General features: G+C 62.5%; 23 protein-coding genes. 7 read left to right on the top strand and 16 right to left on the bottom strand.

Annotated features, from left to right (window positions below; all coding sequences use genetic code 11):
* Nucleotides 1–13: 13 nt before the first annotated feature.
* The 3 genes from ABH939_RS01580 to ABH939_RS01570 all read right to left on the bottom strand — a co-directional run bounded on the left by ABH939_RS01580 (nucleotide 14) and on the right by ABH939_RS01570 (nucleotide 2,825).
* Nucleotides 14–442 (bottom strand): DUF6325 family protein, encoded by a 429-nt coding sequence (locus tag ABH939_RS01580; RefSeq protein ID WP_007732604.1) that lies wholly within the window; start codon nucleotides 440–442, stop codon nucleotides 14–16.
* Nucleotides 443–512: 70 nt separating this feature from the next.
* On the bottom strand, nucleotides 513–1,784 hold the full coding sequence (locus ABH939_RS01575; protein WP_007732605.1) for a nitrate/nitrite transporter: 1,272 nt from the start codon (nucleotides 1,782–1,784) through the stop codon (nucleotides 513–515).
* 45 nt (nucleotides 1,785–1,829) lie between these two features.
* The gene (locus tag ABH939_RS01570) at nucleotides 1,830–2,825 is read right to left on the bottom strand and encodes an aldo/keto reductase (RefSeq protein WP_391591179.1); all 996 of its coding nucleotides are present in this window, start codon (nucleotides 2,823–2,825) and stop codon (nucleotides 1,830–1,832) included.
* 101 nt (nucleotides 2,826–2,926) lie between these two features.
* On the opposite strand from ABH939_RS01570, the gene ABH939_RS01565 reads away from it, so the two are divergent.
* Entirely contained in the window at nucleotides 2,927–3,484 is a 558-nt protein-coding gene (locus ABH939_RS01565; protein ID WP_007732609.1) for a TIGR03086 family metal-binding protein, read from the top strand.
* Here the strand turns inward: ABH939_RS01565 and ABH939_RS01560 are convergent.
* From ABH939_RS01560 to ABH939_RS01550, 3 genes are all read right to left on the bottom strand, one after another.
* Nucleotides 3,481–4,755, bottom strand: a complete 1,275-nt coding sequence (locus ABH939_RS01560) for an alkaline phosphatase family protein (protein WP_404649219.1) — start codon at nucleotides 4,753–4,755, stop codon at nucleotides 3,481–3,483. The genes ABH939_RS01565 and ABH939_RS01560 overlap by 4 nt on opposite strands.
* Nucleotides 4,752–6,440 (bottom strand): alkaline phosphatase, encoded by a 1,689-nt coding sequence (locus ABH939_RS01555; RefSeq protein WP_064074308.1) that lies wholly within the window; start codon nucleotides 6,438–6,440, stop codon nucleotides 4,752–4,754. Before ABH939_RS01555 ends, ABH939_RS01560 begins: the two co-directional genes overlap by 4 nt.
* Nucleotides 6,441–6,543: 103 nt before the next feature.
* Nucleotides 6,544–6,777 (bottom strand): hypothetical protein, encoded by a 234-nt coding sequence (locus ABH939_RS01550; RefSeq protein ID WP_225320137.1) that lies wholly within the window; start codon nucleotides 6,775–6,777, stop codon nucleotides 6,544–6,546.
* A 75-nt stretch (nucleotides 6,778–6,852) separates the two neighbouring features.
* Between ABH939_RS01550 and ilvD the strand changes: the two genes are divergently transcribed.
* Nucleotides 6,853–8,547 carry a dihydroxy-acid dehydratase gene (ilvD, locus tag ABH939_RS01545; RefSeq protein WP_003940201.1) on the top strand — a complete coding sequence of 565 codons (1,695 nt, stop codon included), beginning with the start codon at nucleotides 6,853–6,855 and terminating at the stop codon, nucleotides 8,545–8,547.
* Between the two features lie 13 nt (nucleotides 8,548–8,560).
* On the opposite strand, the gene ABH939_RS01540 is transcribed toward ilvD, so the two are convergent.
* On the bottom strand, nucleotides 8,561–9,217 hold the full coding sequence (locus tag ABH939_RS01540) for a S1 family peptidase (RefSeq protein ID WP_007732621.1): 657 nt from the start codon (nucleotides 9,215–9,217) through the stop codon (nucleotides 8,561–8,563).
* Nucleotides 9,218–9,291: 74 nt separating this feature from the next.
* Entirely contained in the window at nucleotides 9,292–10,011 is a 720-nt protein-coding gene (locus ABH939_RS01535; RefSeq protein ID WP_312638343.1) for a DUF6319 family protein, read from the bottom strand.
* Nucleotides 10,012–10,217: 206 nt separating this feature from the next.
* On the opposite strand from ABH939_RS01535, the gene ABH939_RS01530 reads away from it, so the two are divergent.
* Nucleotides 10,218–11,318, top strand: coding sequence for an adenylate/guanylate cyclase domain-containing protein (locus tag ABH939_RS01530; protein WP_007732623.1), 1,101 nt, complete (start codon nucleotides 10,218–10,220; stop codon nucleotides 11,316–11,318).
* A 4-nt stretch (nucleotides 11,319–11,322) separates the two neighbouring features.
* Here ABH939_RS01530 and ABH939_RS01525 read toward each other — a convergent pair whose 3' ends face one another.
* Nucleotides 11,323–11,973 carry a TetR/AcrR family transcriptional regulator gene (locus tag ABH939_RS01525; protein ID WP_404649218.1) on the bottom strand — a complete coding sequence of 217 codons (651 nt, stop codon included), beginning with the start codon at nucleotides 11,971–11,973 and terminating at the stop codon, nucleotides 11,323–11,325.
* A 56-nt stretch (nucleotides 11,974–12,029) separates the two neighbouring features.
* Between ABH939_RS01525 and ABH939_RS01520 the strand changes: the two genes are divergently transcribed.
* On the top strand, nucleotides 12,030–13,574 hold the full coding sequence (locus ABH939_RS01520; RefSeq protein WP_058037678.1) for an MFS transporter: 1,545 nt from the start codon (nucleotides 12,030–12,032) through the stop codon (nucleotides 13,572–13,574).
* On the opposite strand, the gene ABH939_RS01515 is transcribed toward ABH939_RS01520, so the two are convergent.
* A complete protein-coding gene (locus ABH939_RS01515; protein WP_051649709.1) occupies nucleotides 13,562–14,074 on the bottom strand; it encodes an Lrp/AsnC family transcriptional regulator in 513 nt (170 codons plus the stop codon). The genes ABH939_RS01520 and ABH939_RS01515 overlap by 13 nt on opposite strands.
* 195 nt (nucleotides 14,075–14,269) lie before the next feature.
* Here ABH939_RS01515 and hppD point away from each other — a divergent pair, with 195 nt between their 5' ends.
* Entirely contained in the window at nucleotides 14,270–15,475 is a 1,206-nt protein-coding gene (gene hppD / locus ABH939_RS01510; RefSeq protein WP_211920888.1) for a 4-hydroxyphenylpyruvate dioxygenase, read from the top strand.
* Nucleotides 15,476–15,481: 6 nt separating this feature from the next.
* Here hppD and ABH939_RS01505 read toward each other — a convergent pair whose 3' ends face one another.
* The 5 genes from ABH939_RS01505 to ABH939_RS01485 form a co-directional block, all read right to left on the bottom strand.
* Nucleotides 15,482–16,132, bottom strand: a complete 651-nt coding sequence (locus ABH939_RS01505; protein WP_211921070.1) for an NUDIX hydrolase — start codon at nucleotides 16,130–16,132, stop codon at nucleotides 15,482–15,484.
* Nucleotides 16,129–17,418 (bottom strand): adenylosuccinate synthetase, encoded by a 1,290-nt coding sequence (locus ABH939_RS01500; RefSeq protein WP_047270739.1) that lies wholly within the window; start codon nucleotides 17,416–17,418, stop codon nucleotides 16,129–16,131. The genes ABH939_RS01505 and ABH939_RS01500 overlap by 4 nt, the downstream gene beginning before the upstream one ends.
* Before the next feature lie 9 nt (nucleotides 17,419–17,427).
* Nucleotides 17,428–18,414, bottom strand: a complete 987-nt coding sequence (locus ABH939_RS01495; RefSeq protein WP_136470823.1) for a hypothetical protein — start codon at nucleotides 18,412–18,414, stop codon at nucleotides 17,428–17,430.
* A gap of 5 nt (nucleotides 18,415–18,419) precedes the next feature.
* Complete coding sequence (locus tag ABH939_RS01490; RefSeq protein WP_211920890.1) at nucleotides 18,420–19,451, bottom strand: hypothetical protein; 1,032 nt, start codon at nucleotides 19,449–19,451, stop codon at nucleotides 18,420–18,422.
* 84 nt (nucleotides 19,452–19,535) lie between these two features.
* Complete coding sequence (locus ABH939_RS01485; protein WP_054187448.1) at nucleotides 19,536–20,435, bottom strand: LysR family transcriptional regulator; 900 nt, start codon at nucleotides 20,433–20,435, stop codon at nucleotides 19,536–19,538.
* Nucleotides 20,436–20,623: 188 nt separating this feature from the next.
* Here ABH939_RS01485 and ABH939_RS01480 point away from each other — a divergent pair, with 188 nt between their 5' ends.
* Together ABH939_RS01480 and ABH939_RS01475 are read left to right on the top strand one after the other, a co-directional pair.
* Nucleotides 20,624–21,262, top strand: a complete 639-nt coding sequence (locus ABH939_RS01480) for a hypothetical protein (protein ID WP_007732640.1) — start codon at nucleotides 20,624–20,626, stop codon at nucleotides 21,260–21,262.
* A complete protein-coding gene (locus ABH939_RS01475; RefSeq protein ID WP_007732641.1) occupies nucleotides 21,259–22,035 on the top strand; it encodes an SDR family NAD(P)-dependent oxidoreductase in 777 nt (258 codons plus the stop codon). The genes ABH939_RS01480 and ABH939_RS01475 overlap by 4 nt, the downstream gene beginning before the upstream one ends.
* A 15-nt stretch (nucleotides 22,036–22,050) precedes the next feature.
* Here the strand turns inward: ABH939_RS01475 and ABH939_RS01470 are convergent, their stop codons facing one another.
* Entirely contained in the window at nucleotides 22,051–22,812 is a 762-nt protein-coding gene (locus tag ABH939_RS01470; protein ID WP_058226566.1) for an SDR family NAD(P)-dependent oxidoreductase, read from the bottom strand.
* Between the last annotated feature and the right edge of the window lie 174 nt (nucleotides 22,813–22,986).

Raw genomic sequence — 22,986 nt, 5'->3', positions numbered from 1 at the left:
TGGGTAATTGTCGCTACTGAAATGCTGCTTCGACCGCTGCGACGACTACCTCGCGCGGTATCTGAACGTGAAGGACTACGTCGCCGCCGCCACCGCGAACCGTCGACGCGAGCTCACGCGCCCACGTCTGCTCGTAGACGATGACTGCGGCGGACGTTCCTGGTTCGAGTGACTCACGGACCACGTCCAGGTCCTCGTCACTGATCAATGCCTTGGCTTCGATGGACAGAATCGCCAGTCCGATGTCGGTGAGATCTTCGTCGACATCGATCTGCGACACCTGTCCGTCCGCGTCCTTGGCGATGTACACGAGGTCGAGCAGAGTGACAAAACCTCGTTCCACCACGTTCTGCAGCGCGGCGACAGCTTCAGGATCCACAGTTGAACCTGGGAATGCCAGCACCACGAGCTCGACCGGTCCGATGTTCATTGCGTCGTTCATCCATCAAGCCTGGTGGCTCGGACGCTTGGGAACCTCACCCGCAGGGGATGAATTACCCGATGCGATCGAGTTATTTGTTGCGACGAATGACTTCGCGAATCGGCCGTACGTGTACGCCTTCTGCTGCGAGGGCTCGCCGGGCTTTGCCTCGGGTGACGAGCACACCGACGATACCGAGAATCCAAACCGGATATTGCACCATCCAGGCGACACGGAATCCGTCGAACGTGTACCCGCCCATGTGTCCGAGGATGACGCCCATCACTTGAATCACGATGAGGGAAGCGAGGAATCCCCCGATGTTGACCATGCCTTGCGCGGTGCCCATCGCCGAACTCGGGTTCGACGTACGCGCGTAGTCGAAGCCGATCACCGAACCCGGTCCACCCACCGAGATGACGACCACCAGGATCGTCAACAACCAGAGCGGAGACGGTTCGCTTCGTGAAAGCACGATCGTCCACATGAGCGCGCTGGCGACCATGATGGTGAGAACCAACCACGATCGACGCATGGGATAGCGACCGGTGAGAATACCGAGGATCGGGCCGGCCACGATTGCCGAGATGACTGACAGCGTCAGCAGCGAGCCGACCGTCGTGGAGTCGAGGCCTTGAGCCGATTTCAGGTACGGCACACCCCACAGCAGCGCGAACGTCGTGATCGAGAACTGAGTCCCCATGTGGCTGAAGAACCCGAGTCGGGTGCCGGGCCGCATCCACACCGTCTTGATCTGTCGCCCGATCTCCTTGGCGCCGGCCGGCACGGCGACCACGTCGGCACCGGGAGGCGCGTCGCGGATGACACTCAACGCCAGCGCAAACGCCAACAGTCCGACAGCGGCAGCGCTGCCGTAGGCAAAAGTCCAGCCCGGTCCGGACAACAGCAACATGAACGGAAGCGCAGACATCACCTGGCCCAGCTGACCGAGGATGCCCGTGAACTGCGAGACCAACGGCACCTGCCGGGGCGGGAACCACTGCGGTACCAACCGCAACACCGAGATGAAGGTGAGTGCATCCCCGGCACCGACGGCAATACGTGCACCGATCGCGACGGGCAGCGATTCGGTGAAGGCGAGAGCCAACTGCGCGGACATCATGATGAACGCACCGACTGCGATCATGATCCGCGAACCGTAGCGGTCGAGGAGGACTCCCGCCGGAATCTGCATGCCGGCGTACACGACGATCTGCAGCACGACGAAGCTCGACAGAACGCTGGGCGAGATCGAGAACCGATCAGCAGCAGACAGACCCGAGACGCCGAACGAAGTGCGGTGAAGCACGGCGATCACGTAGGCAAAAACACCGACACCCCAGACCAACCACACTTTTTTCATCGGGTCTGTATGTTACTCCTGTCTTTCGCAAGGCTCAGGACATGATTATTCGCGGCCCTGAGAGACCCAATTCAAATCAGCCGAACGGAAGCCTTCGGTAATCGCGGCGAGGGAGTCGAGGCGAGCGATCTGGTCTTCGCTCAGAACGATGTCCAACGCTCCGGCGTTTTCCGTGACTCGTGCAGCGAACCGCGTGCCGGGAATCGAAACGGAAGGCAACCCGTGCTGACGGCCCTTGGCATCGAGCCATGCCAGGGAAACCTGTGCAGGCGTCGCGCCGAGCTCCTCACCGACGGCGCGGACCACGTCGAGAACCTTCTGATTGGCAGGAAGTGCTGAGTCCGAGAAGCGGGGGAAGCGTCGGCGTAGGTCGTTGTCACTGAGCGTCGCCGCATCGAACGATCCCGCCAGGAAGCCTCGGCCCACAGGTGAAAAGGGCACGAACCCGACTCCGAGTTCCGCCGCGGTGGGTACTACCTTGTTCTCGACGTCACGGCTCCAGATGCTCCATTCCGACTGGATCGCCGCGATCGGATGTACCCCGTACGCACGACGCAGTTCGTCACCGGTCGCCTCGGACAGTCCGATGTTGCGGACCTTGCCCGCCTTCACCTGCTCCGCGATCGCGCCGACGGTGTCTTCGATCGGCACGTTCGGGTCGACCCGGTGCAAGTAGTAGAGGTCGACATGATCGACGCCGAGTCGTCCCAGAGACTCGTCGAGTGCCCGCGGCACGTAAGCCGGGTCTCCGTTGATCCCGCGCTGACCGTTGGCGATGTTGCCGACCAGACCGAACTTGGTCGCCAACTGCACTTCGTCCCGGCGGTCTTTGAGAAGCTCTCCCACTGCCCGCTCACTCGAGCCCTCGCCGTACACGTTGGCGGTGTCGATGAACGTGATCCCGATGTCCACCGCATGGTGCAGCGTGGCGAGCGCCTCGGCCGGATCCACCGGGCCGTAGACCGGGGCGACGGACATCGCGCCGTATCCCTGGGCGCTGACAGTGAGACCTTCGGCCAGAGTGACGGTGGGCACGGTCATGAAAACTCCTCGATTCGACTGAGCGACAACCCCGACAGTCTTCACCGAATCGAAGCCTCACGCACCGATTAACGTCACGCTGATCGGGTTACCCTCGAGTGATGGCATTCGATTGGCTCGAACTCGTACTCACCGCCCACCGCGAATTCGGTTCACGACTCGCTGCGGTCGAGGACTGGAACGCACCCACGCCCGACTCCGACTGGCACGTCGAACACCTCGTCCGCCACGTCATCGAGGAGCAGCAGTGGGTACCGCCGCTCCTGGCCGGACTGACGGTCGGCGAGGCGACACCGGACATCGTTCCCGTCGGGGACGACCTGTGGACCGAATGGCAGAAGTACTCCGATGCCGCAATCAAAGCGTGGAAATCGACGGACCTCAGTGCCCACGTTCACCTCTCGTACGGCACGGTGAAGGTGGAACCCTATCTGCGCCAGCAGACCTCGGACGTCACGATCCACACCTGGGACCTTGCGCGAGCGGTCGGAGCAGACGAGCGGCTCGATCCAGACCTCGTCGAGGCCGTCTGGTCCGACCTCGACGGGCAGCGCGACATGCTCGCCGAGAGCGGACTCTTCTCCGATCCCGTCGACCTCCCGGACGATGCGTCGTTGCAGGACAAGCTGATTGCCCTGACCGGTCGCGATCCTCGTTAGACGTTCAGCGACACACCCGTCGTGCGAGCGACGCCGTCCCAGCCGCCGGCAGGTGCACCGAGGCCGAGCAGAGCCGCAACCGTCGGCGCGACGTCGATCGTGCGAGCCTGCGTGTCGATCTTCCGTCCACCGTCCAGAGCGGGATGTCCGCCGCTGAGGAAGAACGGAATGGGCAGTGTCACGAAGTGGCCGTGGTTGCCGGGAATCGGGTTGGACAGTGGAGTCGGATCACTGAACCGCCAGCCCTGAGCGCAAAACGCAACGACGTCACCGGCATTGGTGCCGAGATCGAATTCGGCGGGGAGGTGGCTGGATTCGACGCCGTCCACACCATCCACGATCTGCTGAATCCGGCTGACGGCTTCCGCCCGTTCGCCATCGGGTCCGATGAAGTAGATCAGGTCTGCGCCACCGTTCTGGGCGATTCGAATCTTGCCTGCCAGCAACGGGTCCGCGTTCAGCGGTCGATCCAAGCCGATGAGCCGCGCGGGCTCCGACCAGTCCATGGAGTGGTCGGCCAACACGATCAGAATGCTCCGATTCCAGCGACCCGTGTCATGAAGGAAGTCGACGAAACGGCGAACCTGGTTGTCGGTGTTCTGAAGTGCAGCCGTGCGGGCGATACGGATGGACGGACCGGACAGATCCAGGTGCCCGACCCGATCGACGTCACCGAGGTTGGTGAACGAGAGCCGCGGCGAGTTCCCGCCGACGATACGGATCAAGGCGTCGATCGTGAAGTTGTCCGGCGCATGCTCGGTACCGGGAACGAGCGGCTGAGGATCCCACACCAATGAGGCGCGGTCACCGAACAACCCGTGCAGGTAGCGCTTCGACAGCACACTCGCAGTGGTCAATCCGAGTTCGGTGCGTACCCGATCCAGGACCGTCGATGCCTGCAGGTCGGAAGGCCGATCGAGGTCCCGCTTCTTGTCGATGGACGAATCGTAGACGGAGTTGGCGGGTACACCCGAACGCGCCGGCAGCACTCCCGTCATCATCGCCGTGTGGTTCGGCAGCGTCTCTGCGATCGTGATGGCACTGGCGTCCGGGTAGTGGATACCGCCGGCCGCAAGCCCGGTCAGCGTCGGGGTGAGCTCCGATCGCAGCTCGTCCGGCCGCATGCCGTCTACGACTATGACATGCACGTCCAGGTCTGGGATTCCGGCGCTGGTGGGAACACTCGCGCGAGCGGGCGTTCCGAGCAATGCCGTTCCGGCGACAACACTTCCACCGATCAGAACGCTACGACGCGAAACTTCGATACTCACTGGTCGACTCCTGGTCGGTACGAGGCCTGATCGAGGGCGGCCGAGGTGGGTGAGACTCTACTGCCCGCGCCTGCCGGCAGACGGTAGCTCACGGCGTAGTGCGCATTGCTCTGCGGATTGGTGAGATCGTCGACGTAGTACCAGTCCATCTGAGTACCTTCGCGGGCGATTTCGAATACGCCGTAGCCGTGCGAATCCAGTTCGACGTACCGCACGTGGCGGTTCACGGCCTTGAATGCTTCTTCTGCCGCAACGGTTACCGTGCGCGGTGGCACTTTCAGCATGTCGTCGATATTGGGCGACGTCACCGACGGGACGACGAACTCGGCGCCGACGGTCGGCCCACCCGGATAGTTGGCGGCGTTGGTCGGTAGGTCGCAGGCCCATGACGTGTGGATGTCACCGGTGATGAAGACGGTGTTGTCCACACCGTTCGAGGTGATCGCGTCGAAAAGCCTGGTGCGGTCGGCGGTGTACCCGTCCCACTGATCCGTGTTGTACGGGACACCGGCCTGCGGCACACCCACCAGTTCGGTCAACGCCGCGGTGGTCGCCGGTTCCAGCGGCGGGAACACGCAGGGCGTGATCATGACCGGATTGCCGACGACCTTCCACTGCGTCGGGGAGGTGACGATTCCGTTGGTCAACCAATCCATCTGTGCGCGTCCGGTAATGGTGCGCGACGGATCGTCGACCTGCTTCATGGTCGGTTGCTCGTCGCGGTAGGTACGCAGATCGAGCATCGAGATCTCGGCCAGATTCCCGAAGCGGAACCGACGATACAGCTGAACGCTCGAACCATTACCCGACGGGCGGACGGGCATCCACTCGAAATATGCCTTGGCCGAGTTGGCCTTTCGATCTGCCCAGTCACCTTCGACACCGGGAGTGTGGTTTTCGGCGCCGTCCCGGTACGCGTTGTCGGCCGATTCGTGATCGTCCCACGTGGTGATGAACGGGAGCTTCAGGTGCAGAGCTGCCAGATCCGGGTCTGTCTTGTACTGCGCGTGCCGAATTCGGTAGTCGGCCAGCGAAATGATCTCGTGGGCCGGCTCGTGAAGGCGAACGGATCCGTTTCTCGCGCCGTACTCCCCCTGCCCGTACTCGTAGATGTAGTCACCGAGGTGGATGATCGCGTCGAGGTCTTCGCGGAATGCGAGGTGACGATAGGCACCGAAATACCCCGCCTCCCAGTTGGAGCAGGACACCACGCCGAAGCGGAGACGATCGAGATCTGCCGAGTTCGACGGAGCCGTGCGGGTGCGGCCCACCGGAGAAACAGCCGAACCCGCAGTGAATCGGTACCAGTACGTCGTCGACGAATCGAGTCCGGTGACGTCGACCTTCGCGGTGTGATCGGAATCCGCCGAAGCAGCAACACTTCCGGACGCAACGACGCTCGCGAACCCCTCATCGGTCGCGACCTGCCAGTTGAGAGTCACCGCCGGCCCGACGCCGGAACCGGGCGTCGCGTCTGCCGTCGGGGTGATGCGGGTCCAGATGATCACCGCATCCGGCAACGGGTCACCGGATGCCACGCCGTGCGCGAAGCCCGGGCTGCCACCCGGAACCTCGGCACCGGCGTGACTCGCCGAAGCGACACCGAGACCTACTGCGCCGGCGAGGGCCGCCGATCCCTGCAGCAGGCCACGTCTGGATATTCGATCGAAGGCATTCGTGTGCACGCTAGGAGTGAACCCGCACCTGAACGGGCGTTCAAGAGAGCTTCGGGATGTTCACCCAGGCTTCGCCTGCGCTTCTCTGGAAGTTTGATCGAGTCGATCCCGATTACAACCGGTAATCGAGGGCCGAGCCTCGAACCACACCGACCTTGACTCCGATGTAACCGCCGAGTGCACCCCCGGCCGCGATCAGGATCCAGAACGCCGGCGGAAGCAGAGCCTCGGACCCGTCGACCTCGGAGAACGCGGAATAGCCTGCGATCAACGCGCCGAACAGGATGGGCAGTATCAGCAGAGCGGCAAAGAAAGTCACCCACACCGATACGACGAGTCTATTCACGACGGACGGCGTTTGTCGGCAAGTCGAGTCGCTCGTCTGCCGGAAACACACCCCGCTGACGCCTATGCTTGGAAAATGACCGAACCCGACATCAAGCCCAGAAGTCGTGACGTCACCGACGGACTCGAAAAGACCGCAGCGCGCGGCATGTTGCGTGCAGTAGGAATGGGCGACGACGACTGGGTCAAGTCGCAGATCGGCGTCGCCTCGTCCTGGAACGAAATCACGCCATGCAACCTGTCCCTCGATCGCCTGGCCAAGGCCGTCAAGGAGGGCGTACGGGAAGCCGGCGGGTTCCCTCTCGAATTCGGCACTATCTCCGTCTCCGACGGCATTTCGATGGGGCACGAGGGCATGCACTTCTCCCTCGTCTCCCGTGAAGTGATCGCGGACAGCGTCGAGACCGTCATGCAGGCCGAGCGTCTCGACGGATCGGTCCTTCTCGCCGGCTGCGACAAGTCGTTGCCCGGCATGATGATGGCGGCGGCCCGCCTCGACCTCGCCAGCGTGTTCCTCTACGCCGGCTCCACCCTCCCCGGCGTCGCCAAACTTTCCGACGGCAGTGAGCGGGAAGTCACCGTCATCGACGCGTTCGAGGCGGTTGGCGCCTGCTCGCGTGGGCTGATGAGCCGCGCCGACGTCGACACCATCGAACGGGCGATCTGCCCGGGCGAAGGCGCGTGCGGCGGCATGTACACGGCAAACACGATGGCCAGCGCCGCCGAGGCCATGGGAATGTCGCTGCCCGGCAGCGCTTCACCGCCCGCACCGGATCGTCGCCGCGACGGCTTCGCCCGCGAGAGCGGCAAAGCCGTTGTCGAGCTCCTGCGTCGAGGCATCACCGCCAGGGACATCCTCACCAAGGAAGCATTCGAGAACGCCATTGCAGTCGTCATGGCATTCGGCGGATCCACCAATGCGGTGCTCCATCTCCTCGCGATCGCGCACGAAGCGTACGTCCCGCTGACGCTCGACGACTTCGCTCGCGTCGGCGCGAAGGTCCCGCACCTCGCCGACGTCAAGCCTTTCGGAAAGCACGTCATGACGGACGTCGACCGTATCGGCGGCGTCCCCGTGATCATGAAGGCATTGCTCGACGCGGGACTCATGCACGGAGATTGCCTGACCGTCACCGGTAAGACCGTGGCGGAGAATCTCGCGCACATCACCCCGCCCGATCCGGACGGCAAGGTCCTGCGGGCGATGAACAAGCCCATTCACCCCACCGGAGGCATCACGATCTTGAAGGGGTCACTCGCGCCCGGCGGCGCGGTGGTCAAGTCGGCAGGATTCGAGTCTGATGTATTCGTCGGCACTGCACGGGTTTTCGAACGCGAGCGCGCCGCGATGGATGCTCTCGAGGACGGCACCATCACCGGCGGTGACGTTGTCGTCATCCGCTACGAAGGCCCGAAGGGTGGTCCCGGCATGCGCGAGATGCTGGCCATCACGGGCGCGATCAAGGGCGCGGGTCTCGGCAAGGACGTCCTGCTGCTGACGGACGGACGATTCTCGGGCGGCACCACCGGCCTGTGTGTCGGACACGTTGCGCCCGAGGCCGTCGACGGCGGTCCCATCGCGTTCGTTCGCGACGGCGATCAGATCCGGCTCGACGTGGGTACCGGACAACTCGAATTGTTGGTCGACGACTCCGAATTGGAAGCCCGCAAGAAGGGCTGGGAGCCGTTGCCGCCTCGCTACACACGTGGTGTGTTGGCCAAGTACTCCAAGCTCGTGGGATCAGCCTCGGGTGGAGCAGTGTGCGGCTGATCCCAGCCCGCCGCTAGATCGGCCGGTACCCGGCGCCGACACCTCCGTGGGCATTGATCGTGTCCACGATGGAGGTCATGTTGGTGCCGAGTTCCGGCCCCAGGCACGGCACCCAGAGGTAGGCGTTGACCATCGCGACCAGCGTCGTCCCGACCGTGACCGGGGCTCCCGAATCACCGTGGTCGACGCAGATCTGAGTCCAGGTGGATGCGTCGGCGCTCAGGTCTCCCCAGACGACGCCGCAGGTCGTGCCCGTCGTACGGCCTTCCTTGCAGGCTGTAGCCGGGAAGCTGGCTGGAGCGCCGATCGAGGTGATGGTTGCCGCGCCCACCGTTCGAACTGGTGTGACCTTGCCCGGATCGAACTGGATGACCCCGTAGTCCAGGTCCGGGTTCGACTCGACGAACGTGCCGACCACGCCTGCGTCCTCGTTGCTTTCCGGGATCACGAACGATCCAGGACCACCGCAGTGACCTGCGGTGATACCTACGAGTCTGCCGCCGTTGTCGTGACCGATAGTGGTCAACGTACAGACCAGCTGATTGTCGATGATGATGCCCGAACCACCACCCATGGGCGTGGGTGCAGCAACCGCATTGCTGCTGACGATGAACCCGAGTCCGAGTGCCAAGACCAACGCTGCCAGAGCCGAAACAATTCGCTGCAACATCACAATCTCTCCGCCGGTAATCTCCCCGCTGCAAAAAACGCATACCCCGGAAAGTGCGGACCTACGCAGCGTTTCTAGTCGGTAGCTCCGAGCGCTTCGAGCATCTTGCGTGCCTCCTCGAGCTGACGACTCAACTCGTCGACTCGCGCTGCAGCCATGTCCCGTGCAGCGACGATGATGGACTCGACAGCCTCGATTGCGGTGGGCTCACCCAACTCGCGGACAGCTCGCTCGACCGCATCGGGTGCGACCGGAACTGCTTTGCCCGGACGCTTGGCGCCCTGTGTGACCGTCACGCTCCAGTCGTTGTCCGCGCCGGCATGGATGGTGACGCTGATACCGGCCGGCAGTTTCTTCGCACGCTTGACGGCCGGACGAGGTGTCGCGGCAGGGGCAGCAGTGGCAGTCGGTACCGGAGCGGGTGCAGGCTGCGCACGCGGCTTCGGTCGAACAGGCTCTACGAGTGGCTCCATCAGGGGCTCGGACTCCACAACTGGTTTGGGCCGTGGCGCCGGTTTGGCCGGTGCCGCGGAGACGCGGTTTATGCGCAATTCCTCTGCCTCGAAAGGCAATTCGTCGTTGACGCCTTTGGGGCGGATTATCACGGTGTTGCCGTCCACCGACACGACTTTCGCCGAGGTACCGGCTTCGATCCCCAGGCTGGGAGTCGCCTCGCGCAGATAGACGGTGGCGCGCTTGCCTTCGGCGACAGCCGTGGCGAGCGCTGCCAGATTGTCCGCAGTGAGGTGATCCGGCGTTGATGCGGCAGCGCCGGAACGTCTACGGGGTGGCATGCGCAGGTCCTTTCAGAAGTATCTCGTGCATTTCGGTATCGACAGTGCTTTTCTCGGGGCAACTCTTGCACAAGCCACCGACGTGTTGACTCTCACCGCCCGCCTGAGCCCGAGGATCCGTAGACGGTTCGGCCAATTCAGTACTGTTCTCGGGGCACCGCGTGGAAGATGGTGGACAGAAATTCGTTGCGGCAATAAGGAGCACGGTGAGCAGTTCGGAGTCAGAGTGGATCGACGAGGTCACCGAACCCGCCCCTGCTGAATCTCACGTTGCCGAACCTCACACCGCTGATCCGGTCGACGTCGATGCTCATCTGCTCAGCCGGATTCAAGCCGACATCGAGGAGTCCCTCCTCGGCGGACCGCGCTGCTTCACGCAATCGCAGATCGCGGAATTCGCCGGTGTGACACGCGAGCGTGCCGATCGTTTGTGGGTCGCGATGGGCTTTGCCGTCGACGAGGATCCCGACGCCGTCATGTTCACCCAGCAAGACGCCAACGCCCTCAAGACGATCATCGACATGGTCAATCGAGGAGTCATCTCGCAGAGCAGTGAGGTGGCTGCCGCCCGTTCACTGGGGCAGTCGATGTCGAGGTTGGCTGAGTGGCAGGTCTCGCTGATCAGCACACACATCATCGACCAGCTCGCCGACTCGGCAGATCACGAGCCCGAAGCGATCCGGAAGATCGTTCTGCGCCTCGGCGCCGAGATCATTCCCGCTGTCGAATCTCTGCAGACGTACGTGTGGAAGCGCCACGTCGCGTCGTCGACGGGCCGCAACGTCGGAAACCCGGGCGAAGAAGTAGCGAGTCGTGTTCTGGTCGTGGGTTTCGCCGACATCGTCGGGTACACCTCGCTGACCCGCGGCCTCGACTCCGCCGAACTCAACGATCTGCTCGAGCGGTTCGAGTCCGCGTCCACCGAAATCATCGGTCGCAACTACGGCTGGGTGGTCAAGACCGTCGGTGACGAGGTCATGTTTGCCGCCGAGAGTCCTCATCACGCCGCCGAGATCGCTTTGCAGATCCAGCAGGCGGTCCTCGCCGATCACGACGATCCGCAGCTTCGGGTGGGTCTGGCCATGGGGCCGACGTTGGTTCGCTTCGGAGATCTCTACGGTTCGGTGGTCAACAAGGCCGCGCGTCTCACCAGCTCTGCTCGTCCCGGCACTGTGCTGATCGACTCCGAGCTGGCCACCCAGCTCGGCTCGGACGCCAATTTCAAACTGCGACACCTTCGTCCGCGACGAGTGCGCGGCATCGACAGGCTCGAGCAGTACGTGCTACGCCGCAATCTGGAGCCGTGAGCTCTCAGCTCGACACTCCGCGTGCAGCCAGAAAGTCGTCCACGATCTGCTCACACGCAGCCTCCCCGAGAGGCGTCAGCGTGGCCAGCTTGGTGAGCACCAAAGGTCCGACCAACTGAGCAAGTGCGACGTCGTAGTCGTACTCCCCCAACGCGTCGATCGCGTCCGGCGAGCGCAGGATCCGATCGAACGCGTGTCGGTACTGCTCGAAAACCGTCTGGCGCAGCGATCGCAATTCGGGCTTGTCCGTGGACAGGGCATCGACGCTCGAATAACCCTTCAGTTCCGGCCCCAAGCCGAGCCAGCACATCGCCGTCACCTGGATCGGTGCGCTTTCGATGGCCTTGGCCTGACTGGTCAACAACTCGAGCAACTGCGCGCGGAGATCGCCTTCACCGGACATCTCCGGCACCGGCGGCAGTAGACGTGCAAATGCCGCGGCGAGTAACTCCGTGCCGCTGTCGAAATGGCGGTACAGCGTCGCACGCGCGACGTTGGCCAACTTGGTGACGGCATCGATCGTCACGGCGTCGACGCCGCCTTCTGCCAGCAGCGTGGTCGCTGCGTCGAGCAACCTGGACCTGGAACGATGTTTGCGCGGGTCCTCGTCGTTTCCCTGCTGTTCGATTCCCTGCTTGTCGATTCCCACCGTCACAACTTCAGTTATACCCACTTGGGGGTTGTGGAACTGCTGTTCTTGTAACGATACTGATGGTCTTGTTTCTATCGGGAGGTTTCGTGAGTAGCGATACGACGCTCGAACAGTCCACGTGGACCATCCGACAGATCTGGATGCTGACGGTCGCGTGCTGCGCCGTCGCGCTGGTCGTCGCAGCGATGGCCGCTCTCAACACGGCCCTTCCCGACTTGGCCCGCGATACCGGTGCAACACAGAGCCAGCTCACGTGGATCGTGGACGGGTACACGCTCACGCTGGCTTGTCTCTTGTTGCCGGCGGGCGCACTCGGCGATCGATACGGTCGACGAGAACTGCTCATGTTCGGACTACTCGTTTTTGCTGCCGGCTCGTCGATTCCGGTCTTCGCGGACGAACCGTCGTGGGTCATCGTCTCCCGCGTGATATCCGGCGTCGGCGCCGCATTTGTCATGCCGGCGACGCTGTCTCTACTCACTGCAGGTTTCCCGCCGGCGCAGCGTGCCCGCGCCGTCGGAGTCTGGTCCGGCGTCGCAGGGTCCGGTGCAATCGCCGGACTCGTCGTCTCCGGGCTACTCCTCGAAAAATGGTCCTGGCATTCGATTTTCGTCAGCCTGGCCGTCGTCTCGGTCCTCATCCTCGTGGTGTCGTTCACGATCGTGACGTCGAAGGACACGGAGGCAACTCCACTCGATCTACCTGGTACAGCGCTGATCGCCGGCTCGATCGGACTGTTCGTCCTGGGGATGATCGAGGCGCCGGCCCGTGGTTGGCTCGATCCGGTAGTTCTCGCGTTGCTGGTCGGCGGAATTGCCATGACAGCAATCTTCAGCTGGGTCGAATTACGCACTCGCCACCCACTTCTGGACGTCAGACTGTTTGCCAATCGTGCATTCGGCAGCGGCGCAGCGTCACTGACCCTGCAATTCCTGGCGACTTTCGGCTTGTTCTTCCTGATCGTGCAGTATCTCCAACTGGTGCTCGACTACTCCCCCCTGCAATCGGCGCTCGCCCTCATGCCGATCGCCGTGCCGGTGATGGCGCTGTCCGTGGTTGCTCCCCTGCTGATTCCGCGTATCGGCCTTCGCGCCCTCACCGCCACCGGGGTTGCCTTCCTCGGAACCGGAATTGCGCTCTTGACGCGCTTGGACGCCAGTTCGACCTATGCCGAAGTCTGTGTTCCCTTGGTAGTGGCCGCTATTGGATTGGGTTTGTCGACAACCCCCGCCACTGCTGCCATCGTCTCCAACGCACCGGACTCCAAACAGGGTGTTGCATCAGCAGTCAACGACGCAACCCGTGAGATCGGCTCCGCCATCGGCGTTGCACTGGCGGGAAGTATCCTCGCCGCCGGCTACGGAAATCACGTCCAGCCCGCGGTCGACTTGCTACCCGAACCGGCCAAGGAGCCGGTATCCGGTTCTCTGGCCGCCGCTCTCCACGTCGCCGAAGCAGCCGGGCCGCAGGGTGCCCAGTTGGCCGAATTCGCCCGTGAAGCCTTCATCAAAGGCATGGATCAAGGAGCACTCACGCTCGCTGCGATCATGTGGGTATCCGCGATCGTTCTGGGATTCTGGGCTCCGGGTCGTCAGCGAGACTGACCGCCTCGTCGGTACGCCGGGGCCTTGGTTGTCTGCTCCGACTGCAGAGTCTGCAGGAGGGGCATCGACCGGAGCGGCACCACAACCGAGAGAACCATGACGCTGGTCGACCGGGTGGCTATCCCCGACCGATTCAGTTCGAGCAGCGTCGCTTGCAAATCCTCGTGCGACGCAGCGGCAATCCGGCACAGCACGTCGCCGGAGCCGGTGGTGGCAAAGGCTTCGAGCACACCGGGGATCGCCTCGAGTTCCGCGGTGACGGTGTCGAGCGCCCCCTGGGCGATCTGCAAAGTCACGAATGCCTGTACTCCGAAACCCGCTGCAGCCAAATTGACGTGCGGCGCGTATCCGGCGATGACGCCCGCATCTTCCATCCTTTTCAATCTCGCCTGCACTGTCGCCCGCGCAACCTTGACCTGACGCGAAAGCTCCAACGCACCGGCTCTCGGGTGCTTGTTCATCGCGTCCAACAGAGCCAGATCCACTGCGTCGAGATTCACGTCTGCTCCACTCGTCGTTCAACTATGCAAATTGCCTACAAAACAGTGCCACCATCTTCGCATTCCGGCGCTGTGTCTACTTTCAACTACCTCCGTTGACTACCCAACCTCTCAAGGACTTATCTGTTTGTACTGGCAGTGCCGAACATAACTCGCGCACCGCGCTGTGTACATCGCACTCAGAGGGGACTCATCATGACCGTCGAACAGACTCTCACCGACGACGAACAGCTGGCCGGCCTGGATCTGGAGCAATTGCGCCAGTTGGTCGGCTTGGTCGAGTACGACAGCGATCACGATCCCTTCCCCGTGAGCGGTTGGGACGGCCTCGAATGGATCGTCGGAAATGCCACGCAGACTTCACATTTCTTCCAGTCCGCATTCGGCATGGAATTGGTGGCCTATTCAGGCCCGTCGACGGGAAACCGCGACCACCACGCGTTTGTACTCAAAAGTGGGGCCGTGCGGTTTGTCGTCAAGGGCGCTGTGGATCCGGCAAGTCCGCTGATCGAACATCACAGCCGTCACGGCGACGGTATCCGCGACATCGCGCTCAGCGTCCCCGACGTGGACAAGTGCATCGCACACGCCATCACCCAAGGCGCGACAGTGTTGAGCGAACCGCACGACGTCACCGACGAGCACGGCACCGTTCGCCTGGCCAGCATCGCGACGTACGGCGAGACTCGGCACACCCTCGTCGACCGTTCCCGCTACACCGGCCCTTACCTTCCCGGATACGCCGAACGGACGTCGTCGTACCGCAAGCGTGACGGCGCGCCCAAGCGAATCTTCCAGGCCCTCGACCACGTCGTCGGCAATGTCGAACTCGGCAAGATGGACCAGTGGGTCGACTTCTACAACCGGGTCATGGGATTCACCAACATGGCCGAGTTCGTGGGCGGCGACATAGCCACCGACTACTCCGCGCTGATGAGCAAGGTCGTCTCGAGCGGCAATCACCGAGTCAAGTTCCCACTCAACGAACCTGCCATCGCGAAGAAGCGGTCACAGATCGACGAGTACCTCGAGTTCTACCAAGGTCCCGGCGCTCAGCATCTCGCACTTGCGACCAACGACATCCTCGGAGCAGTCGATGCTCTGGTCGACGAAGGAATCGAGTTTCTCTCTACTCCGGCTTCGTATTACGAGGATCCCGAATTGCGCGCGCGTATCGGAGAGGTTCGAGTTCCGATCGAGGAATTGCAGAAGCGAGGCATCCTCGTCGACCGCGACGAGGACGGCTATCTTCTTCAGATCTTCACCAAGCCGATCGGAGATCGTCCCACCGTGTTCTTCGAGATCATCGAACGCCACGGCTCACTGGGATTCGGACTGGGAAACTTCAAAGCCCTGTTCGAAGCGATCGAGCGTGAGCAGGCCGCGCGGGGCAACTTCTGAGGTAGGTCAGCTGTTTTCGGTCCACGCCCAGACCACCGCGGGTCGCCCGGTGGCACTGACCCGGACTCGTTCGTCCGTACGTTCCAGCCCTGGCAACGCTTTGAGCGTCCGGTTCAAGTTGCCCGGGTCCGGACGCACACCGGAAAGCTCCTCCGCCACGGCCAGCGCGTACGACGCCGGAAACAACGGACCCAGTAGTGCCCGCGTGAATGCCTGATCTCGCCACAACAGGGTGTCAGCAAGGATCGGGCGGGTATCGGCGACTATCCGATTGTGGTCGAACGCAAGGTCCCCCGGGTTGTCCCAGCTCACCCATTCGGCCGAACCCGGCACCTCGTCCGACGAGATCACTGCCCACATCGTCACCGAGAGCGTCGGACCGCGGGGGTCTCGATTGGGTTCGTCGAACACGGTCAATTGACCGCTGACGAGGATCTTCTCGTCGGGAATTCCGAGCTTGGTGGTCACGGCTCGCCTGGCGGCGTCCTGCAACCGCTCACCGGCGCCCAGCAGTACACCGGGCAGCGCCAACTGCCCGGTGTACGGCTCCGCTTGCCGCGGAGTGACGGCAAATCGCAACATCCCGGGTTCCGGATTGCCGAACCGGAGCGCGATGACATCGATCGAGACAAGTGACTGGTCCACACCGTCCATCATGCAGGCACTGGGCATCGCATCTGACGATCGACCCGGTCGGCACCGTTCGCGGTCAGCACTACCGGCGCACCCATTTCCTCGCTCAGATACCGGGCGAAATCCTCCGGGTCGGCCGGAAGTTCCTTCGGCACGACCCCTACGGCTTTCAGGGAATCTGTCAGCGCCTGCTGGTGATCGAGATCCTTCCACTCTCCGACGGGAACGAACGGCAATCCTTCGTACGCGTGCACCCCGTGGATCGGGACGCCTGCAGCCCGCGCGCGATCCATCGCGTCGAGATGAGTAAGCGCCAAACCGTCGACGCCACCGCTCACCTCGATTGCGTAGTGCAACAACAACTCGTCGAGGTGGCCCGTCCGGAATCCGCCTTGATACTCACCCGTCCCGTTGTGCAGCTCGGGCAACACCTTCGCCAGCTCCGGATCCTCCGTCGGGAAGGGCCCAGCTCCGTGTCGTGTCATGTACGTGCGGGTGACGCCGAGTACGTAACTGTCCCGGCCCAACTCGTCGATCATCGCTCGCGCGTTGGACGGCTCGACCGTCGACCACGTGGTGTGTGGGTGAAACCCCCGCCACTCGTCGAGAAGGACACCTTGTGCCCCCTCGAATACCAGACGACCACGGGCACCCAACGCGCCCAGCGCATCCGGGTCGGCGATGTCCACGACGGCACCGAATTCCGCGTACATGTCGACCATGTCGTCGATCGGCGGAAAACCGTGGCGACTCTCCGCGATCAACGGTCCGTAGAATGTGGCCAACGCCGACAACTTACGACGCAAGGAATCAGGTCGCCGGCAGTCTCCCACCGTAGGCGCATTCGCAACTTCGAGCGCATACGCCGCGGTCTCACCGATCCCCTTGCCACACGAGCCGTGTCGGTTACCGCCGCGAGCATCCTCACGGGCCCTGTTGGCGGCCACGTGAATCGGCGTCGTCAACAATGCGCGCGCGTCGATCCGTATCAGATCGAACGGATTTCGAACTCCGAGCGCTTCCAGAGCACGCGCCTCCCGGGCGAGGGCGATGGGCTCGACCAACACGAATCTCGAGAGAAACGTCGGGACGCCGGACAGCGTTCCCGAACCGAACTGCGAAAACGTGTGGTGGCGCTCGCCGACCGTCACGTTGTGCGCTGCCTGTGCCCCACCGTTGAACCGGACCACTGCGGCCACACCCAAATCGGCTTGGTCGGAGCAAAGCCAATCGACGGTTGCTCCCTTCCCCGCATCTCCGAACCCGAGGTCTACGACGACGATATCTCGGTCTTCGAACGGCTCCATCATGCTCTCCTTCTATGCGAAATCAACATCGTCCGTATCGGTTCCGAGATCGTGGGGCAACCCGGCCACCGTCGCGGTGCTGCGCCCTGGAATTAGAGCGAGAGCCTTGCCGACGGTCTCGGCTTCAGCTCTTGAACCGATGTCGCGGAGATCCGCCAGTCCGTCACGCAGGTCGATGCGGTCCTCGCCGATTCCGACCGTCAGCGCGATCAGTTCGCACACCGCAGCGGGGTCGTCGAGTTTGACGAAGCGTTCACCGAGCAACTTCTTCCAGTGATCCGCGATTTCCGGATCGTTGAAGTACGACGACTGATCTGGCAGAACGAAGTAGACATTCCATCTTTCTTCGAGTTCACGGTAGATCGACGGGACCGATACGTCCTGACGTACCTTGTCGCCGATCACCGAACGGATGTGACGAGCCGAGAGTCGCGGCTTGTTCAGCTCGTCGCCGATGATGAAGAGGTAGCCTTTCCTTCCACGCTTCTCCCAGGCATCCGTACTGGTGTGGCGCGCCATGAAATATGCTGCCAATTCATAGCTTTCCGACTTCTGTCCACCACCGTTGCCCTCGAGGAAGATGGTCCGAAGCTGCTCGTCCATCGCGTTACCCGACTCGAACTGGCCGACTTGTAGTGGCACCTGATCGGAATCGGCGTCGCCGATACCACCGAACAGAATCTGCGGATCATCCGCGTATCCCTTGCGTTGCAGCAGCCCGTGCAGCTTTCCGAGCTTGTCCTGCATGATTCGAGGAACAGCGCCCATCGAGCCGGTGACATCGAAAAGCACTGCTATCGGGAGAGAATCGGGGTGCCCGGCCGAGTCTCGGCATTCACGCTTGTCGACGCCGAAGGGGTCGAGGGTCGGGTCCGCTTTCCAACTGCTTCGCGGACGCGACCGAAGCGAATCGGTGTAACCGAAATCGTCGACACCGCGTGCGGCACGAAAAGTCTTGCCCGCCAAATAGGTGTTGTCGTCCCAGTATCCGTAGCCCATGACAATCACTGTCCTTTCGTGGATGGAACGGCGAACGGACGAAATGTCCGCTGGCCATAGAGAAGATCGAGGAGTTCGTCGAACTCACCCAGTAGGTCGACCGCGTCGGGACGCAATCTCGGGTTGTCCTGCATGCAGCCGTCGGCAAACACCTTCATCCGTTCGTGGGTCTGCTCGCCCAGCATTCGGAGCATCAAATGATGAGCCATGTAGACGTCCCAGGCCGGAGACGCTCCTTCGCCGAGTTCCGGTGGGTACGAATCACGATCGGAACCGATCGTCGCCACCGGGCGGCTGCCCGTACGGGTGGCAAAGGACCAGCCGACCAGCACCACCCCGTGCCGATCAGGCTCGATCAGCACGTTCTCCGCGGTAATCGCCGTGTGCACCCAACCAGTCGCATGCGCTGCTGCCAGAGCCCGAAGTAGCCGTCGGTGCATCCACGCCCAGTCCCGTGGATCGAGGCCACCTGGATACGCCTCACGGACGTCGGCGAGACTCACAAAACCTTCGGTCAGATCGTCCAACACATCGATCTGACGTCTCGTGCCGCTGCCCACATGGGTGATTTGATCGATCAATCGCGGGAAGTACGAGACTGCCCAACCGGCTTCGCACGAATTCTCGATGTCCGTCAACACATTCCGTTCGGCCTCGATCATCGAGTTCGCCCGAGGGTCTCGCGGAATCTTCAGTACGACACCGGCATCGGACCGGTACAGGTTAGCGACCGAGCCGCGCGCTACCAGTCCACCCAACGTGTACTCGCCCCGCTCGCCGACATAAACGGGCCGAGAATCTGCCGGCTCGAACTCCGCTGTCCAACTGCGGTATAGCTCGTTCAACCGAGATGTTGCGGCCGAGTATCGCACCCGATCTTCGGGCTTCGCCCGGTCCGGATGAATGGCGGAGGCGAGCCGATGAAAACGACGCTTCGCAGCGCGACGGGTGTCGAGATCGCTGGAGCCTCCCCCGAACACATCGGCCGAAACTCGTGCTGCCTCGACGATTTCAAGTGCCGTGCTGATCGTTTTCATGGTTTTAGTCTATCCGACTAAAACGAAGACGGCAAGAATGCGTATTTCATCCGAGTACATGCGCATCACATCAGGACACGGCAATCACCTGGCGGTACCGAGGGCTGAAACAGCTTTGCGTAGCTCGATCACTGCCGGACTGCTGTCGCCCTCGCGGGTACACAGATCGATCGAACACTGCTCGATGTCGGAAATGCGCACGAAACTGATATCCGAGCGGGTGTAGTACTCGGCAATGGTTGCTGCCGTTATCACCACCGCCCGACCGTTGGCGACAACCTCGAGCGCTTCGTCCATCGTGCGGACAGAGGGACCGTACCGGACGGGTACACCACTCGGGCGCGGGTCCACCGACCACCATTTCACCCATTCGGGTGGTGCGCCGTCACTCGAAACCTGCACAGTCCCATCTATTTCAGAAATCTCGATGCTCGCGCGACCCGCCAGTCGGTGCCCTCGAGGCAGAGCCAACACCCGCGGTTCGACGCCTATCCGTTCGAGCACCACACCGTCGAGCACCGGCAGTGGCGGTCGCACGAAGGCCGCGTCGACGGTCGCGCTCGCCACCGCGGAAACCTGTTGGGACCAGTCCAATTGGACCAGCTCCACCTCCGCATGCAACGAATCGATCACCGCACGTCCCAAACTTCCGGCCGCCCCGTTGATGAATCCGATCCGCAACCGCCTGGCCCGCCGACGCTCGAGTGCGTCGAGCCCGTTCATCGCGCGAACGGCGAACTCGAGAGCGGGCCGCGCATCCGCGACGAACACCTCACCCGCGGCGGTGAGCACCACCGGGTGCGAACTGCGATCAACCAACTCGACACCCACCTGTTCCTCGAGTCGACGAATCTGCTGACTGAGAGCAGGCGCCGTGACGAACAACCGGTCTGCCGCTCGGCCGAAGTGCCCTTCCGCCACGACGACGAGCAACGAGGACACCAACCGCAGATTCAGATCTTCACCTCTTCTCGCCTTTTTCATTACCGTCCATTCGGTTGTCTTAGGCCGCCGTTCGCCAGCAAAGTGATGACCATCACGGTATCTGAACAGCGGAGTTAAGCAAACCGGCAATTGTCGAACGAAGTTCTACATGTACAGCGAATGCCACGTCAGGTCACAGTTGTCGCAGATCCGGACAGCCCGCCGAATCCGCGAAACCAGGAGATGTGATGAGCAAGTACGAGCACGAATTCGTCCACATGATGGATGGCGTCGAAAAGCAATTGGAAACCATCGACAATCCGCGGCACCAGAAGATCCTCCGAAACTACCGGCGCCACGCATTGCTCGAGGTCTCCGGTCGTTACAAGGAAATCCTCTCGCCCGACATGACCGTCGAAGAACCCGTCTACCGGTTGTTCGAAGACGGGCAGTCGATTGTTCTGGACGGCATGGACGCCGTCACCAACTTCTACCAGTCACTCGCCGAGACGGACACCCTTGTCATGTGGACCGGACAGTCCGACTTCGCGGTCTCCGACAGCGGATTCTCGGGTGAGACTCTCTTCAGTCAATTCGTCCCAGGATCGATTCTGGGAGACGGGGTGTTCGGCGCGGTGCACGAATCGGGTGGATCCACCCCCGCAGCCCCCGAACAGTCGTCGGACATCGACCCCGACGGTTGGTATCTCGTGCGTCGGACCTTGGCATTTGTCTGGCCGTACGACGAGCAGGGGCGACTCATCGGTGAGCATGTCTACGAAGATTCTGCTTCGAAAGTCGTGACCAAGGTGGACCCGAGCGAAGTCATCACGGCGGCGCGCGCAGCCGAACTGCTTGCCCCACTGCTCGAAACGCACCTGCCGTGAGCGCGCCCGTAGCCATTGTCACCGGCGCAGCTGCCGGGTTGGGCGCCGCTATTGCCGAGCGCCTTGCGGAGGACTTCGGCACCCTGCTTCTCCTCGACATCGAAGAGGCCGCACTCGCCGACACCGCAGCACGCCTGGAAAGCCTTGGCGTAGCAGTCCACACGGCACGATGCGATGTTCGACGTGAAGGTGACGTCAAGAACGCCTTCGACGTGGCTGCATCGGCCGGAAGCCCGACTGCACTCGTCAACGGCGCCGGAATCGGCGTCTTCACTCCGTTCCTCGAGATCACCGAAGACCAGTGGGACAACACCTTTGCGGTGAACACCAAGGGCAGCTTCCTGATGTGCCGCGAATTCGTGAGCAGAACCGAGGGTCCGGCAGCGATCGTCAACATCGCGTCGATCGGTGCCCGCTTGGGCGGTGACATGCTCGCGCACTACGGACCGTCGAAGGCCGCCGTGATCGAGATGAGTCACAGCGTCGCCCGGATCGGTGCGACTCGAGGACTTCGCTCGAATACGGTCATGCCCGGCCTGATCCTCACCGACATGTGGCTTCGAACCATCAAGGAACTGCGTCGACGCGATCCCTCGCTCACAGATGTTTCCGATGCTGACGTCTTCGATTCTTTTGTCGCACAGATGGTTCCGATGGGTCGAGCTCAGACGCCCGGAGACATCGCCGAGATGGTCGCCTTCTTACTCAGTGACAAGGCTCGCAACGTCACCGGCCAGACGATTGCCGTCGACGGCGGCGCCGTGATGACCTGATCGGGTCGATGACGGTCAGCCCCAGCGCGACTGGCCGCCGTCGAGCGGGATCGTGGCACCCGTGAGGTACCCGGCGTCTTCGCTGACGAGGAAGACGACGGCACGACCGATGTCGGTCTCGGGGTCTCCGACGCGTCCCAGCGGAATACCTGCGACAAATGCCGCTGCCTCTTCGGGATTCTTGTCCATCCACCACTGCAACGCGGGAGTCTTGGCGTGCGGGGCAACATTGAGAACGCGAATGTTGTCCTTGCCCCATTCACAGGCCGCAGCGCGGGTCAACGAGCGCATGCCTTCTTTGATGGAACCGTAAGCGCCGTAGTTACTGGCATCCCAGCGCACCGCCGCCGAGGTGACCATGTTGATGATGACGCCACCGCCACGACTGTTCATGTGGGGGTACGACGCCTGCATCATGCGCAGGGTGGCGAGCGGCCCCGTCGCGAAGGAACGCTCGAAGTCTTCGTCGAGCACGCTCGAGAGTGGGCCGGGCTTGCAGTCGTTGGCGTTGTTGACCAGGATGTCGATTCCGCCGAACAGTTCGACGGTACGGTCCACGGCGTCGGTGATGTCGTCCTTCTTGCTGACGTCGCAGACCACCGCCTCACCGCGCGCACCGATGTCAGCCAGTAGTCCGCACGTGGTGTGCAACTTGGATTCGGTGCGGCCGGCAACGGCGATCACGGCGCCCTCTTTGGCCAAGGCCAGGGCAATCCCCTGCCCGATTCCCTGACCCGCACCCGTGATGAGTGCAACTTTGCCTTCGAGCTTGCCCATGTGACTACTCCAATGTCCGTCGACGCAGAGGTCCCTTTGCGGGAGGGACCGGTCGATTCTGGTGACTGCCGCCGTTTGTCGTCTACACTCGACCTACAAAACAACCAAGCACTTGCTTGACCCTAAGGTGTGCGACCACGTCGCGTCAATCACATTGGGCGGCAATTCAGCTCG

The organism is Rhodococcus sp. 27YEA6, from assembly GCF_044908235.1.
Lineage (GTDB): Bacteria > Actinomycetota > Actinomycetes > Mycobacteriales > Mycobacteriaceae > Rhodococcus_F > Rhodococcus_F qingshengii.
The sequence above is the reverse complement of the archived record's forward strand: the minus strand, read 5'-3'. Positions and strand labels throughout refer to the sequence as shown.

Bases quoted from the DNA above. Each gene is read 5' to 3' on its own strand.
- ABH939_RS01505 (WP_211921070.1), bottom strand. From the start codon at position 16,132: ATGATGGACGGTGTGGACCAGTCACTTGTCTCGATCGATGTCATCGCG.
- ilvD (WP_003940201.1), top strand. From the start codon at position 6,853: ATGACCGAACCCGACATCAAGCCCAGAAGTCGTGACGTCACCGACGGA.
- ABH939_RS01580 (WP_007732604.1), bottom strand. From the start codon at position 442: ATGAACGACGCAATGAACATCGGACCGGTCGAGCTCGTGGTGCTGGCA.
- ABH939_RS01480 (WP_007732640.1), top strand. From the start codon at position 20,624: ATGAGCAAGTACGAGCACGAATTCGTCCACATGATGGATGGCGTCGAA.
- ABH939_RS01575 (WP_007732605.1), bottom strand. From the start codon at position 1,784: ATGAAAAAAGTGTGGTTGGTCTGGGGTGTCGGTGTTTTTGCCTACGTG.
- ABH939_RS01535 (WP_312638343.1), bottom strand. From the start codon at position 10,011: ATGCCACCCCGTAGACGTTCCGGCGCTGCCGCATCAACGCCGGATCAC.
- ABH939_RS01520 (WP_058037678.1), top strand. From the start codon at position 12,030: ATGGTCTTGTTTCTATCGGGAGGTTTCGTGAGTAGCGATACGACGCTC.
- ABH939_RS01495 (WP_136470823.1), bottom strand. From the start codon at position 18,414: ATGGGCTACGGATACTGGGACGACAACACCTATTTGGCGGGCAAGACT.
- ABH939_RS01490 (WP_211920890.1), bottom strand. From the start codon at position 19,451: ATGAAAACGATCAGCACGGCACTTGAAATCGTCGAGGCAGCACGAGTT.
- ABH939_RS01485 (WP_054187448.1), bottom strand. From the start codon at position 20,435: ATGAAAAAGGCGAGAAGAGGTGAAGATCTGAATCTGCGGTTGGTGTCC.
- ABH939_RS01500 (WP_047270739.1), bottom strand. From the start codon at position 17,418: ATGATGGAGCCGTTCGAAGACCGAGATATCGTCGTCGTAGACCTCGGG.
- ABH939_RS01470 (WP_058226566.1), bottom strand. From the start codon at position 22,812: ATGGGCAAGCTCGAAGGCAAAGTTGCACTCATCACGGGTGCGGGTCAG.
- ABH939_RS01565 (WP_007732609.1), top strand. From the start codon at position 2,927: ATGGCATTCGATTGGCTCGAACTCGTACTCACCGCCCACCGCGAATTC.
- ABH939_RS01570 (WP_391591179.1), bottom strand. From the start codon at position 2,825: ATGACCGTGCCCACCGTCACTCTGGCCGAAGGTCTCACTGTCAGCGCC.
- hppD (WP_211920888.1), top strand. From the start codon at position 14,270: ATGACCGTCGAACAGACTCTCACCGACGACGAACAGCTGGCCGGCCTG.
- ABH939_RS01540 (WP_007732621.1), bottom strand. From the start codon at position 9,217: ATGTTGCAGCGAATTGTTTCGGCTCTGGCAGCGTTGGTCTTGGCACTC.